Raw genomic sequence first — 13,214 nt, forward strand, 5'->3', positions numbered from 1 at the left:
ATTCCTCCTCTGAAGACTTGATATCCGTCTGATTTAGAGCGTTGCTCCCAGATGCCACGGCACGAACTCATTGTCACCGTAGCCGAACTCTTCGCTCTTCGTCTTCTTGCCCGATGCCGTGTCGATGATCAGGTCGAAGATCTCGCGGCCCTTGGCGCTGATCGTCGCATCGCCCGTCGCGATCGTGCCGCAGTCGATATCCATGTCCTCTTCCATCGAGGCATAGAGAGCCGAATTGCTGGAAAGCTTGATCGAAGGCGCCGGACGACAGCCGAAGCAGCTGCCGCGACCGGTGGTGAAGGCGATCATGTTCGCACCGCCGGCCACCTGGCCGGTCGCGGAGACCGGATCGTAGCCTGGGGTGTCCATGAAGACGAGACCCGGCGCGCTGACGCGCTCGGCATAGCCATAGACGGCCGTCAACGGTGAACGACCGCCCTTGGCGACGGCGCCGAGCGATTTTTCCAGGATGGTCGTCAGGCCGCCGCGCTTGTTGCCCGGCGAGGGATTGTTGTCGAGCGATGCCCCGTGCAACGCCACGTACTTCTCCCACCACGCGATCTTGTCGTCGAGCTTCCTGGCAACCTCGTCGTTGACGGCACGGCTGCGTAGCAGGTGCTCCGCACCGTAGATCTCGGAGGTTTCGGAAAGTATTGCCGTGCCGCCGGCAGCCGCCAGCAAGTCGGCGGCAACTCCAAGCGCCGGGTTGGCCGTGATGCCGCAAAAGCCATCAGAACCGCCGCACTGCAGACCGATGATGATGTCGCTGATCGGCAGCGACACCCGCTTTTCCTTGCCGACATCCTGTGCGATCTCGCGAAGCATGCCCATGGCGCGCTCGACCGCACGGCGCGAGCCGCCAGCATCCTGGATGTTGAAATGGCGCTTGGAATTGCCGGCGCCGCTTTGGCCGTAGAGCGTGAGCTGGTTGACTTCGCAGCCGAGGCCGATCATCAGCACGCCGCCGAAGTTCACATGCCTGGTATAGCCGGCAAGGGTGCGGTGCAGCACCGCCATGCCGTCGCCGGTGGCGCTCATGCCGCAGCCCTGGTCATGCACGATCGGCACGAAACCGTCGATGCCCTCGAAATGCGGAAGTATCGACCGGTTGGCCTCCTCGGCGATCGCGCGACAGACCGTGGTGGAACAGTTCACACTGGCAATGATGCCGATGTAGTTGCGTGTCGCCGAGCGACCGTCGGCACGACGATAGCCCATGAAAGTGCGCGCCCGGTCGGCGGCACTTGCTTCCTCGGGCGCCGAGTTGGCGGTTGCAGCGAGGCGATCGTTTTCGAAATGGAGATTGTGGCTGTGAATATGGTCGCCGGCCTTCACATCGGCCGTCGTCCGCCCGATCGCCTGCCCGTATTTGACAACGGGCTGGCCGAGCGGAATATCGGCCAGTGCGATCTTGTGGCCGGGGTCGATCTTCTCGCGTGTCTGGACGCCGGCGACCGTCGTGCCGGAGGGGACTGTCGCCGTCGCGACCGCAACGTTATCGCCAGCAGACAAGATGATCCAGGGGTCTTTGGTCAACATTCTTCTCCCTAGGGAAACACTCGCTGCGTCGGCGAATGTTCATTGATTTTGTTTTTTATCTACAATAAACATTTTCAAGTCAACGGGATTATTGATCCTGTGGACGAGGGAGGCAAACAGCCGCATGCGATCCAAAATAAGATAAGGATTGCTGAGAGATAAGCTTCTGCCACGCTTCGCGCCGCGCCCTGCGGCCGGCCGATCCGTGTTGCCGAGGCAAGAGGGCGGGCGCGTATGGCAAGGCAGAATACAGTCTTCAAGGAAGCATACAACCGCTATGCTGCGGCCCTGCATACGGATGCGGCATTGCCCTCCGAGCCGGAAATTGCAGCCCAGCTCGGCATCAGCCGCAGCACCGCGCGAGCCATCCTGACACGGCTCAGCGATGCCGGCATCATTCGCTGGAACAAGCGTCAGAAGGTCGTCCTGCGGCAGCCGACCGAGGCCGATTTCTTTCCATCGGAAGAGACGAACTCGCTGCACGACATCATCGAGCGCAGCTTCATGCGCCGCATTCTGTCGGACGATGCTGCTCCTGGCATGCAGATCAATGAACTGGAACTTGCGCGCGAAATCGGCACCGGGACCACGAGCGTTCGCGAGTTCCTGATCCGCTTCTCGCGGTTCGGCCTGATCGAGAAGCGCCCGAACAGCCACTGGATCCTCAAGGGATTCACACGCGATTTTGCGCTGGAGTTGGCCGACGTGCGCGAGATGTTCGAGCTGCATTCGGCGGCTGAATTCGGCAAGCTTCCACCTGAGAGCGACGCATGGCGCGCGCTGGCGGACATCAAGGCCGAGCATCAGTCGATGCTGCACGATCTCGACTCGCGCTACAAGGAGTTCTCCACCCTCGACGAACGCTTCCATCTGCTCATCCACGGGGCCTCGAAGAATCGCTTCATCGCCGATTTCTACGATGCGATCGCGATCATCTTCCACTATCACTACCAGTGGAACAAAGCTTTCGCGCGCGAGCGCAACGAACGCGCCATTCACGAGCACTTGGATTATATCGCCGCACTGGAATCGCGCGATCAAGGGGCGATCGATTTCTCCTGTCGCCTGCATTTGCGCTCGGCGCGGCAGACGTTGCTACAATCGATTCCGCAGGTGCCTTCCGACGAGTTTCTGGCACAGAGTTAATCTAAAACCCGGCCGAGGCCGGGTTATCGGCACGCCTGCTGCGTGTCGGGCGAAGTCATCGTAGTGCTTAGCGTTGGGTTGGATGTGCCGTTGGAGTCGCGGCGCTCCACAGTCGTTCAGGTCGCCGCCCGAGATGCCCGACTGCCCGTTCGGGCTCGTCACGCTATTGGTAGCGTTCGGATCCATCGGCATGCCGGTGCCATTGCCGTTATTGTTGATGCCAGGCGAGTTGTTGTTTCATGCCCAGCGTCGCTGCAGAGCCGCTGCCGGTTGCATTTGCTCCGCCGCTTGCGGTGGCACCACCGGTGCCACCGCAAGATGCGCCATGGCGCTGGTTGCAAGTCCGATTGCACGAACGGGCGCTCCTATCGCTTTTAGGAGCATGGAAGGTTCTCCTTTGGCTTCGTAGGCTTCGTGACCGACAATAGTCCTCTCCCCTCGGTCGAGGCGCTTCATCGCGTCGCATTTCGGGATTGGGAGCTTTGCGCGAGAGGCCGGCCATCATTCGCGGTTATCTGCAGCGGCGTACCGTCTTGGTGACCTCGTCGCCATCATCGGTCATTGTTGTGACCGTCTTGGTGTAGCAGCGATCGCGATAATAGCGGTCACGATCTCGGAGGGCGCCAACTCTGATGCCGTGCTCGTTGATGGTAATTCCGGGACGCACACGATCATAATCGTCGTCGCTGTGTTCGCGCGTCACGGTCACGCTGTCAGCCATGGCAGGAGCGACGACCGAACAGAGCGCCATCGCCGCAACAGTACAGTTCATAAGGGTCTTTCGCATGTCGATTCTCCTTCATTCATGAGAAGACCAACGAAGGAGAAAAGAACTGGTTCCTCGAAAAATGACGCGCCGACCCGTCGGATTGCCCTCTTTCGAGGATCAAACGGGGCGGCGGCGAGGATCTATTGCGACGCTTCGCTGGCCGCTGCGGCAACCGGCGTCCGGCCGTGTTCACGTCCCACTGGAATGAGCCAAGCCGACAGGAACGTCAGTACGGCAACCACGGCCACACCCCAGAACGTCCAGTGAAGCGAGGCATCGAAGACCGCGCGGATCGTGGGATCGGCGGCCAATTCGGAAAGCCCGGTTGGCTGGTTCAGTACATCATGCAGCGAGCTTGCTGCATCGCCGGCGGCATAATGGCTGATGCCGGCATTGAGAATGGCGCCGAGCACGGTTGCGCCGAGCGTATTGCCGAGGCTGCGGGCGAAGATGATCGAGGCAGTGGCGCTGCCGCGCATCGACCATTCGACGCTGTCCTGCACGAGTGCGATGCTGGTGAGGCTGATCAGCCCCATGCCGAAGCCCATGAAGAAGGAGCCTGCTCCGGCAAGCGCCGGATGGCTGTCGGGCGTCAGAAAGAGCAGGAAACTTGCGCCGAAGGGAAACATCAGGCTGCCGACCCGCAGCGTCCGGCGGATGCCGAACGCCTTGAAGAAGCGGCTGGAGAGCATTACCGCCAGCGGCCAGCCGACGACCAGCATGGTCAAGGTAAAGCCGGCCACGATCGACGATCGCCCGAGGACGCCCTGGACGTACATGGGCAATACCGTCGATAGACCGATCAGCGCCATTCCGGCCAACAGCGTGGCGGCGTTGCTGGTCGCAACCAGCCGGCGGCTCCACAGCGCGATGGAAATGATCGGCTCTGCCGCCCGCTTCTCCTGCCGCAGGAAAAGGACGGCGGCAACGACGAACACCAGGGCGAGCAATGCCAATACCCACGCTTTGGCATCCGCGGCCTCCGTGAGGATGACGAGCAATGCGATGACGGCGATCGAAAACAGAATGGCGCCGAGATAATCGATCTTTGCCTGCTTATGTGCGACCGATTCCTTGAGGAAGAAGGCAAAGGCGGCGATCGACACGATGCCGATCGGCAGGTTGATCCAGAAGATCCAGGCCCAGGAAATGGTGTCAACGATCACACCGCCGGCGAGCGGCCCGACGACCGCCGATGTGGCCCATACCGTTGCCATGATCCCTTGCACGCGACCCCGCTCCTCCAGCGTGAAGAGGTCGCCGATGATCGTCATCGTTACCGGCTGGATCGCCCCGGCGCCGAGCCCCTGCAGCAGACGGAAGACGATCAGCGACGCCATCGACCATGCGAGGCCGCAGAACAGGGAGCCGACGAGAAAGATCAGAATGCCGGCGATCAGCACCGGCTTGCGCCCGAAGATGTCCGAAAGCTTGCCATAGATGACGGTTGTCGTCGACTGCGCCAGAAGAAACGCCGAGAAGACCCAGCTGTAGTAGGTAAAACCGCCTAACTGCCCGACGATCTTCGGCATTGCGGTCGCGACGATCGTTGCCTCGATGGCGACCATGAAGGTCGCGAGCATGATGATGGCGACGACGAGCGCACGGTTCGAGCGCTGAGCTGTAGTGGACATGACATCTTCTCCGGGTACTCCGCGAAGTGCCGGAAATGCTCGGCAGGTCGGCAGGCGGGAAACGCGCCGGCGCGAAGTGTTGCACCGTTCTATGCCGCCAACGAAAACCCGTCAATTATTATCCGTTTGGTTACGAGTGCAGTTTTCCTGCGTCGCGGCGAAGGTGGCCAGGGGCGCGGCATTCTGGACCGGACCTCGACGACACCGTCGAGGTCGCCGCCGCCGCAACCACCCTCGACCGCGCCACCGGCCAGCTCTTCTAGCTCCCGTCGCTCTCGCTTGCTGACAAAATCCTCATCAAGGACAACAAGCTCATCCTCGGAATGCCCGTCGAGGTCTTGTCCAACCGCCGAGCGAACCGCCCTCGCATCGTTCATCAAACCATTCACCGACCAAACGATGAAGGCATTAGAGACGAATGAGGCACGTAGAAGGGGAGTGGCGTGCGCATCGCGCGACACCTGTTTCAGGCGCCGCAAACCTCAGCGGGATGATGGAACAGGGTTAAAATTCAATTACCGGCTGTCGGCGGCTTTTACCAGATTGCAATAATATATATACCTATTGTCGTAAGAAGTGGATAGATGTTAGGCATTTTACAACAGGAAGGCGCATGCTATTCTTAGAAAGCTCTAGGTTTTTAGAGTTGATGTTGGGATTATTCTCGACATGGTAGCTGCTTCTATGGCTCGGTTTGGTCTTTGACCAAATGAGCGCGTTGCTTGTTGTCGGCGTGGCCGTACGACTTGAAGATATAAAAACAATCTGGAGGAGATATCCGATGTTTCATATGGAGATTTTGCTTCCCTTCGGCCTTTCCTAAAGGCCGCCGAGGCATTGAGCCATCAGGCGAGTGGCTGGGAACCACCTTCGACCGCACGGTCGGACCGCGATGAAGGTAGCCTGAAACATTCATAAAGGTGAAAGCGCGGCAATTGTGCTGCTGTATGCAATATCGGGCGGACGGCGTCATGAAACGACGCGGGCCGTACGTGAAACTCTGGAAATTCGCCACAGCATTGGAGTGGGTCCGATGATCAATAGCTTTGGTGAAGACATCTGCTTGCCCCTGGTACAGTTGATCTACGAAACCGTTGTGAGTCCGCCCGAATGGGAAAAGGTCATAGCGGAGTTGATCGACATCACCAAGGCTGCCGCAGGTGCAGTTGTGGGCTTCAAAGGGGCGGAGGATCGGCGCGCGAGCGTGTTTGCAAAGGGCGTTCCGAAAGCCTCCCTCTGCAATCCGCAGATGATCGCCGCATTGCATGCAGCGACGCTCACCCTGGGGCAAGGGGCGTTCCTGACGATCGATTTGAAGGCCAAGCTCAATCCGCAATGGGACGTGCCCGTGCACGAATGTTTTGGTGCCGAGGGCAGCCTTCTTATACTCGTCCTCGTCAAGGAAGGCGGGCGCCGCATTGCACTCGTGCTTCATTTCGATCGGGGAGGTCGAAGCGATACGGACAGAGCGGCCGAAACGCTGATGAAATTGCTGCCGCACTTTCAGACGGCCTTTGCAATACAGAAAACGACACTTCTGGAGCGGGAGAAATCCGCGCACATGGAGAGTGCCTTCTTCAGTTCCTCGGCACCCTCTGCAATCATCACGGAAGACTATCAGGTGCGCCTGGCGAATGGCAGTTTCGAGAAATTTGTCGAAGCGTCGCATCTGCTCGTCGAATACAGCGACTCGGTGATCGATTTTGTCGATACCACTCTTCAGGATGAGGTTGCTCGACTGATCGGCATGGCGGCGTCGCATGGACGCGTTCGCCATGTTGCCTGGGTCGAGGACAAAGTGAAGAACATCAAATGGCTCGTCAGCGTCGATGCGCTGTCGGGACGCGTTGGCCTAGGATCGCAATTCAAGAACGTCTTTGCCACCAACGAGCGTGTTTACATGCTCACGATACGCGAACTTGGTGGAAACAGCCTGTTGGCGCCAGACACCATCAAGTCCATCTTTGGCCTGACACCGACAGAGGCCGATCTTGCGTATTGCCTTTTGAGGGGAGAAACGGCATCGGAGATCGCGCGGCAACGCGGGGTCTCAAAGAACACGGTCCACAACCAGCTTGCCTCCGCGATGGCCCGCGTCGGGGTGAACCGGCAGACGCAATTTCTCCACTGCCTATCGATGCTTTCCGCGATGTGCTGACGTGTTGCTCAGAACCGCCAGGTAATGCTGACGGAAACGTTGTAGTCGATCGCGTGACTCATTCCGATCGTGGGCGATACACCATCACCGGCATCCGCGACATAGTTGATCGTCGGTACTTTGTTGACGAAGTTCACGCCGGCGTCCAAGCCGACCACCAGGTTCTCGCTTGGCGCGTAGCGCAGCCCGGCGCCCACGCCGGCAAGCAGGCTGGCGTCATCGCGCGTTTCGGAGACAAAGTCGAAAGCGCCAGTCGATACGCTCGGCAGAATCGCAGAGTAATGGCTTCGATAGTGGGAATGGAGGTAGGCGCCGCCAAATCTCGCATCGAACGAGACACTGAGATCCGGCTGCAGCGCCCTGCTTATGCCCAGTTCCGCGAGGGCGCCGACATAGCGCGCATCAAGTTCGTCGGTCTGCCCGACGCCGATCTCGGGGACTACCGTGCCAGGAATGCTGGCCCCTATGACGAGTGTCCTGCGAAAATCCACGTCGCGATCGATGGAGCGATACATCGGGCCGAATTTGGGCGTAATCGTCCAGCCGCCTTGGAGATCGATCGGAGCGCCGAGTAGCAGTGTCTGATCGATGACAGTGGCATCCTCGCTGCGCTCATCGATGATTGCGCTGTTGCTGAGGTCGCCGATTGCTCGCAGAGTGATACCGGTATTGTCGGCATAGGCAGCATAGGCTGCGGCACTTGGGGTGCCGCCATTGGTCACGAGCGCGGTAAATACGCCGCCGGCAACCGAACTGCTCGAAGCAAATTGTGTAATCCGGCCATCTGCAAGCGCCGATGACGCGGCCGAGTGGATGTGCGCCGTCCCCCCCGCGCTGTCGTTTACCGTGACATCTGCCACCGCGGCCGCAGGCAGCGTACCCGTAGGTGATGCCGTCAGAGTATTGATGCTGCCGTTCGCCGAGTTCCCGAAGCTCAGGTTCAGCGAATTTTGCCCGGCAAGGCTCGTTCGGTCCGTGGAACCGGAAGAAAGGTCTGCGATGCTGCCGTTCCACTCCAGGATAAACGGCTGCGATCCAATCTGCCCAAGCGGCAGATCCAGGCTGATGCCGAGGTTGAGGCCATCGTCAACGACCCTGCTGTCTCCGCTTCCGAAGAAATCGGGCCGGCGCGAACCCCAGCTTGGCAGGCTCAACCAGTTGATCCCGGTCCCGATCTGCAAGCTTGCTACGGGTTCCTCATTCTGCGCCGTTGGCGTCAGTTTGATGTCGTCCGCAACTGCAATGGAGGTGGTGCTTGCAAGGCTTGCCAGAGCCGCAACCATGATCGCAGCCAGTTTGTGCGACTGAACGGCAAGGCAGATCCGCATTCTCTCGTCACCCCAATATGGCCGCCGAAGCACGCCGGCACGACACACCGAGGTCTATTACTATTATAATTTAGTATACAATCAATTAGCCGCGGTTTCCTCCGCCGGGAAGATCATGCGAACGGTGCATAAATGTCACGGCACCGACACAACGCAGAGCTTCTCGCCGTTCGGACCAAAGACGGTGAGCCGGGCGCTCCATCCGTTCGGCGACACGGAGACGGTCGATCGCGAAAGCGCAAGCCGTCCTGGGTCAGCCTTCTGGAAATCACCGCCTTGAACATTGCTTGAGGTGTTGCCATTGGAATTCGAGAAGATCTCGAACTGGTAGCTTCCTTCACCGCGACCATCGCTTTCGATCGTCGGGACCAGGGTCATGGCGCCGCCAGTCTCCTTATGGTGCTCGATGATGCAATGTACGGGTGGGAGGGCCGCAATCATTGTAGGACTCCGTAGCGAAAGAGGTCAGCGGCATCGCCGCTGACCTTCAACTGAACTCGACTAGTGTTGAATGGTGATGGATTTGTTGCCGACGCCGGACTGATAGGTCTGAGAGTCGTTGCCAACGCCAAACTGACCGGTAAAAGACATGTTTCCTCTGCCCGATTGTTCGGTATACGATTCGTTACCGAAACCTCTTTGTAGGGTTACGGATTCGTTGTATCTGCCATGTTGAACAGTTGATGCGTCATTCCAGCCGCCGCGCTGGCCAGTGAAGCTGAAGTTGCCCCTGCCACTCTGGGCCGTGCCAGCGAAGTTGCCCCAGCCGCTCTGATCCGTGATGGACTGATTATCCGCAGCGAATACGCCGGAGATCGACGAAAGCGCAAACACGGTTGCAATTACTAGACCCTTGATTTTCATTGTATCTCTCCTCTTCCCCCGTCGGAATTGACGGTTGAGAGACACTACCGCATCGCCACTCGCGCGCGGGTTTCAAAGCTTACCTAATGGAATGGATGAATTCCCCGTTTGCGGCAAGGAATGTGGTGTCGCTTAGTGATGATGGGGGCTGCAATCGTTTCCGTGACTATGCCATTAGTGACATGTGCCAGACAGGTAGGCTGGAGCTCTAGAGTTCCTGAAGGTCGCTTCAACGACACATTGGGCGACTGCGATACGCTTCCACACGATTTTGAAAAGAGATGGTGCCGCTTACGGGCACAGGAATCGCACATCACCGCATTTCAAGCCGTATCATGACGCCTCAATATGATTGTTTTACAATGACTTACTTGTAAAATCACGACTCGTCATGTATCACTCAATACCATCAAATCTCACTCAAAAGGGTGGATTGAAAGGTGGATTGAATGGGTCGCGAGTTAAATAGGCTGTCTGCCGTTTCAGTCAAGAAATTGGCACCGGGAAAGTACGCTGACGGTGGCGGCCTTTGGCTTTATAAGCGCGAAGACGGTGGGGGGCAATGGGTGCTCAGGGTCACTGTTCACGGTCGTCGTCGCGAGATGGGGCTGGGTCCAATTGCAGATATCTCCCTGAAAGACGCACGAGACGATGCCACCAAATGGCGGGCAGTTACGCGGCAAAACCTCGATCCCATCAAAGAACGGGAACGGCTGAAGCGAGAGGCCGCAAAACGCCTGCATTTGTTAAAGGAGATAGCTGAAGACGCTTTCGAAAGCCGGAAGGCAGAGCTGAAGGAAGACGGTGTCGCCGGACGTTGGTTCAGCCCGCTGGAGATCCATATCCTGCCCAAGCTTGGTAAGGTTCCAGTTTCGGAAATCGATCAGACCGATATCCGGGACGTCCTCTCGCCCATATGGCATAAGAAGGCGGAGACGGCGAGGAAAGCTTTAAACCGCCTTAGCATTTGCTTGAAGCATGCCGCAGCCCTCGGGCTTGAAGTTGATATTCAGGCCACAGAAAAGGCTCGGGCCCTTCTTGGCCAACAGCGGCACAAAGCCACCAATATCCCCGCCATGCCGTGGCGCGAAGTGCCTGCATTCTACGGCACGCTGTCCGATGGCACAGTCACGCATCTCGCGTTGCGCCTACTGATCCTTACGGGGGTCCGCTCTGGCCCCCTGCGTTTCCTGCACGACAGCCAAATCAACGGCGATGTCTGGACAATCCCTGGCGAGGCCATGAAGGGGCGGAAGGACAAGACACCGGATTTTCGGGTGCCGCTTTCTGACGAGGCACTGGAGGTCATCAAGCAGGCTCGTCAGTTGTCACGCGACGGCTTCCTTTTCCCGAGCGTAAAGCGCGGCGTTGTGTCGGATATGACCATGTCGCGGCTGATGGAGCGGGCGAAGATGGCGGCTAGGCCGCATGGCTTTCGGTCCAGCCTTCGCGACTGGATAGCCGAAGCGACCGATACCCCGCACGACGTCGCTGAAACGACACTCGGGCACATCGTCGGCGGCGCTGTCGAGCGGGCATATCGACGAACTGATTTTTTGGAGCAGCGCCGAACTCTGCTGGCGCGTTGGGCGAAACACGTCACAGGCCAAACCGGTCAAGTGATCCAGCTTGTGAAGGAATGATAGAATGTTCGCCGTCGATGGATATGAATCGCTCAAAGTGTTCACCCGCGCTGCAACTGGCGTTATATGGGAAAGAGTTCAAGGTGAGGATGCGAGACGGTGGCGCGAAGCGATCGCAAAAGGCGAAGCGTACCAGTTACGAATGGAAAAGATTCAACGTTGAATGCGCCGCTCAGTTCCTGGTCTATGATCTATTCACCAGCTTAAGGGCGACTGGAGCTAAGCGGATACAGCTTCTGAGGCCGGATGGAGTAAGGCTCGCTTTTCCGTTAGGATTGCTCAGTCCGCATTGGTTTTGGTCCGTATCTCCTGAATCTCCATATGCCGAGGCACTTGGTGCTGAAGCTAGACGCAGAGGTAAAGAACCAAGTCGTTTGTATTTGCCGATCCCATCTTTTGACGTTGAAGCTTTATCTCACGACTATTGGGTTTTCCCGTTTTTAGAATCGCAGGCATTCGTGGCCCGCGGTGGATTCACCATGAACAGGTTCAATCAGAAAATTGAGCTGATGTTTCCTGTCGTCAACTGGGATACCGGTTGCATCGATCTCCAAGCCCACAGGACATATCTAGAAAGCGTCAAGGGCTTTAGACGGGTATCAGTGCACTCCGTCGCCTGGGCGTCGACAACGTTCCGAAACAGGCAGAGAGATTCGCATACGGGTCATCCGACAATGAAGACTTTATAGCGTCGATACTGCCTTTTGATGGCTGTTCTATCATTGCCCCTGAAGAATGGCTTGAAACGATCCATAAGGGAAACTCATTGGGGAAATTGGAAGACGCTTCGTCCGCTTCGCTTCAAGGCCCACGCGACATGATCGTGTCCATTTTAGAGGAAGAACCAAGTTTCAATAAAGCCGCCGTCAGGAAGCAAATAATGAGCGCTTTTCCAAACGTCTCAAATCGGAAATTCGATCAGTATTGGGCATCTGTCGCCGAAGAGAAGCCCTACATCCAGACGCCAGGACGGAAATCAACACGGCGTATCAAAACGCTTTCTTAATCGTGTAGACTATTTCGTTGTCTAACAATCCAGCAAATTTCAGCCTGTATCAAACAAGCTACAGGCTGAACAAATGCAAATCACCGACCCGCTTCTTACTAAGAAAGAAGCCGCTGCGATCCTGAAGATCAGCGTTCCTACGCTTTATCGTAGAGTTGCTGACGGCACTGTTCCCAAACCCATTAAGATCGGCGCACTTTCCAAGTGGCCGATGTCTGACATTCTTGGCACGATCGAAGACGCCAAAGCTGCGCGGAATCCACGCGCATGGTGAGCGTCCGGTGAGGGGATTTTGGTCAGGCGGGGAATTGGCGCAAGTTACGACACAGATGAATCATTTGTGACGTAACAGGGTATGAATGGCCAAGGTTGAGATCCTGACGGGTACGGAGCGACAACGTCGATGGTCCACAGAATTGAAGCTTTCGATTTTGCAAGAAGCGTTTAGTGCGGATGGGAGCGTTTCCGACGTAGCGCGCCGGCACGACGTCCTTCCGCAACAGATATACGCCTGGCGAAAGAAGTTCTTTCCACCTGAATTGAAATCTCCGGAGACCGCATTCATTCCGGTCTCGCTTATCGGAGCATCGGCGAGCCACAGCGACGATACCAAGAAGAGCGGTGTTCGGTCGAAGTGTAAAGACGTTGAGATCGTTCTGAGGAATGGCCGCTTGCTAAGAATTGCAGCGGACATGGATCTCCAGGTGTTATCGTCGCTGGTCGCTTGTGTGGAGGCAGCATGATCGGGCCTTCGGGAAATGTGCGGGTTTATCTGGCCTGCGGAGTGACCGACATGCGGCGTGGCATTGATGGACTGTCGGCGCTCGTTGAGACGGTTATCAAGGAGGCGCCAGGTTCCGGCGCAATCTTCGGCTTCCGCGGAAAACGTGCTGATCGGATCAAACTTTTATGGTGGGATGGCCAAGGGTTCTGCCTATTTTACAAAATTTTGGAACGCGGATACTTTCCCTGGCCGACGGCGAAAGAAGGGGTTGCGCATCTGACGCAAGCCCAGTTGTCGATGCTTGTTGAGGGGATCGACTGGCGCCGACCTGCGTGGACTTCCGCTCCCGGTCGAACGGGTTAAAAGCTATATTTTGCAATGACATCCGAGGCATAATGCTAGC

At 57.5% G+C, this 13,214-nt stretch carries 13 protein-coding genes; 7 read left to right on the plus strand and 6 right to left on the minus strand.

The features are described from left to right. Window positions 1-33: 33 nt before the first annotated feature. Entirely contained in the window at window positions 34-1,536 is a 1,503-nt protein-coding gene (locus tag LPU83_RS41070; protein WP_037070171.1) for a UxaA family hydrolase, read from the minus strand. A 237-nt stretch (window positions 1,537-1,773) separates the two neighbouring features. On the opposite strand from LPU83_RS41070, the gene LPU83_RS41075 reads away from it, so the two are divergent. After that, entirely contained in the window at window positions 1,774-2,685 is a 912-nt protein-coding gene (locus tag LPU83_RS41075; RefSeq protein ID WP_024316698.1) for a GntR family transcriptional regulator, read from the plus strand. A 511-nt stretch (window positions 2,686-3,196) separates the two neighbouring features. Here LPU83_RS41075 and LPU83_RS41080 read toward each other — a convergent pair. Continuing rightward, window positions 3,197-3,472: a hypothetical protein gene (locus LPU83_RS41080; protein WP_024316697.1), complete on the minus strand. Its 276-nt coding sequence runs from the start codon at window positions 3,470-3,472 to the stop codon at window positions 3,197-3,199. 122 nt (window positions 3,473-3,594) lie between these two features. After that, the gene (locus LPU83_RS41085) at window positions 3,595-5,088 is read right to left on the minus strand and encodes an MDR family MFS transporter (RefSeq protein WP_024316696.1); all 1,494 of its coding nucleotides are present in this window, start codon (window positions 5,086-5,088) and stop codon (window positions 3,595-3,597) included. 1,033 nt (window positions 5,089-6,121) lie between these two features. Between LPU83_RS41085 and LPU83_RS41090 the strand changes: the two genes are divergently transcribed. Beyond that, window positions 6,122-7,246, plus strand: a complete 1,125-nt coding sequence (locus LPU83_RS41090) for a helix-turn-helix transcriptional regulator (RefSeq protein WP_024316694.1) — start codon at window positions 6,122-6,124, stop codon at window positions 7,244-7,246. A gap of 8 nt (window positions 7,247-7,254) precedes the next feature. Here the strand turns inward: LPU83_RS41090 and LPU83_RS41095 are convergent, their stop codons facing one another. The 3 genes from LPU83_RS41095 to LPU83_RS41105 form a co-directional block, all read right to left on the minus strand. Next, entirely contained in the window at window positions 7,255-8,574 is a 1,320-nt protein-coding gene (locus tag LPU83_RS41095) for a hypothetical protein (protein WP_024316693.1), read from the minus strand. 135 nt (window positions 8,575-8,709) lie between these two features. Continuing rightward, window positions 8,710-9,015, minus strand: coding sequence for a curli-like amyloid fiber formation chaperone CsgH (gene csgH, locus LPU83_RS41100; protein ID WP_024316692.1), 306 nt, complete (start codon window positions 9,013-9,015; stop codon window positions 8,710-8,712). Between the two features lie 60 nt (window positions 9,016-9,075). Then, window positions 9,076-9,438, minus strand: a complete 363-nt coding sequence (locus LPU83_RS41105; RefSeq protein ID WP_024316691.1) for a hypothetical protein — start codon at window positions 9,436-9,438, stop codon at window positions 9,076-9,078. A gap of 449 nt (window positions 9,439-9,887) precedes the next feature. Between LPU83_RS41105 and LPU83_RS41110 the strand changes: the two genes are divergently transcribed. The 5 genes from LPU83_RS41110 (at window position 9,888) to tnpB (ending at window position 13,174) form a co-directional block, all read left to right on the plus strand. Next, window positions 9,888-11,081 carry a tyrosine-type recombinase/integrase gene (locus LPU83_RS41110; RefSeq protein ID WP_024316690.1) on the plus strand — a complete coding sequence of 398 codons (1,194 nt, stop codon included), beginning with the start codon at window positions 9,888-9,890 and terminating at the stop codon, window positions 11,079-11,081. Window positions 11,082-11,085: 4 nt separating this feature from the next. Further along, a complete protein-coding gene (locus tag LPU83_RS41115) occupies window positions 11,086-11,244 on the plus strand; it encodes a hypothetical protein (RefSeq protein ID WP_157997327.1) in 159 nt (52 codons plus the stop codon). Window positions 11,245-12,160: 916 nt separating this feature from the next. Next, window positions 12,161-12,361, plus strand: coding sequence for a helix-turn-helix transcriptional regulator (locus LPU83_RS41120; RefSeq protein WP_024316689.1), 201 nt, complete (start codon window positions 12,161-12,163; stop codon window positions 12,359-12,361). A gap of 85 nt (window positions 12,362-12,446) precedes the next feature. After that, window positions 12,447-12,830 (plus strand): IS66-like element accessory protein TnpA, encoded by a 384-nt coding sequence (gene tnpA / locus LPU83_RS41125; protein ID WP_037068998.1) that lies wholly within the window; start codon window positions 12,447-12,449, stop codon window positions 12,828-12,830. After that, window positions 12,827-13,174 (plus strand): IS66 family insertion sequence element accessory protein TnpB, encoded by a 348-nt coding sequence (gene tnpB, locus LPU83_RS41130; protein WP_037069001.1) that lies wholly within the window; start codon window positions 12,827-12,829, stop codon window positions 13,172-13,174. The genes tnpA and tnpB overlap by 4 nt, the downstream gene beginning before the upstream one ends. Window positions 13,175-13,214: the final 40 nt, after the last annotated feature.

Source organism: Rhizobium favelukesii, assembly GCF_000577275.2.
GTDB classification, from domain to species: Bacteria; Pseudomonadota; Alphaproteobacteria; order Rhizobiales; family Rhizobiaceae; genus Rhizobium; species Rhizobium favelukesii.

Bases quoted from the DNA above. Each gene is read 5' to 3' on its own strand.
- LPU83_RS41075 (WP_024316698.1), top strand. From the start codon at position 1,774: ATGGCAAGGCAGAATACAGTCTTCAAGGAAGCATACAACCGCTATGCT.
- LPU83_RS41080 (WP_024316697.1), bottom strand. From the start codon at position 3,472: ATGCGAAAGACCCTTATGAACTGTACTGTTGCGGCGATGGCGCTCTGT.
- LPU83_RS41085 (WP_024316696.1), bottom strand. From the start codon at position 5,088: ATGTCCACTACAGCTCAGCGCTCGAACCGTGCGCTCGTCGTCGCCATC.
- LPU83_RS41090 (WP_024316694.1), top strand. From the start codon at position 6,122: ATGATCAATAGCTTTGGTGAAGACATCTGCTTGCCCCTGGTACAGTTG.
- LPU83_RS41095 (WP_024316693.1), bottom strand. From the start codon at position 8,574: ATGCGGATCTGCCTTGCCGTTCAGTCGCACAAACTGGCTGCGATCATG.
- csgH (WP_024316692.1), bottom strand. From the start codon at position 9,015: ATGATTGCGGCCCTCCCACCCGTACATTGCATCATCGAGCACCATAAG.
- LPU83_RS41105 (WP_024316691.1), bottom strand. From the start codon at position 9,438: ATGAAAATCAAGGGTCTAGTAATTGCAACCGTGTTTGCGCTTTCGTCG.
- LPU83_RS41110 (WP_024316690.1), top strand. From the start codon at position 9,888: ATGGGTCGCGAGTTAAATAGGCTGTCTGCCGTTTCAGTCAAGAAATTG.
- LPU83_RS41115 (WP_157997327.1), top strand. From the start codon at position 11,086: ATGTTCGCCGTCGATGGATATGAATCGCTCAAAGTGTTCACCCGCGCT.
- LPU83_RS41120 (WP_024316689.1), top strand. From the start codon at position 12,161: ATGCAAATCACCGACCCGCTTCTTACTAAGAAAGAAGCCGCTGCGATC.
- tnpA (WP_037068998.1), top strand. From the start codon at position 12,447: ATGGCCAAGGTTGAGATCCTGACGGGTACGGAGCGACAACGTCGATGG.
- tnpB (WP_037069001.1), top strand. From the start codon at position 12,827: ATGATCGGGCCTTCGGGAAATGTGCGGGTTTATCTGGCCTGCGGAGTG.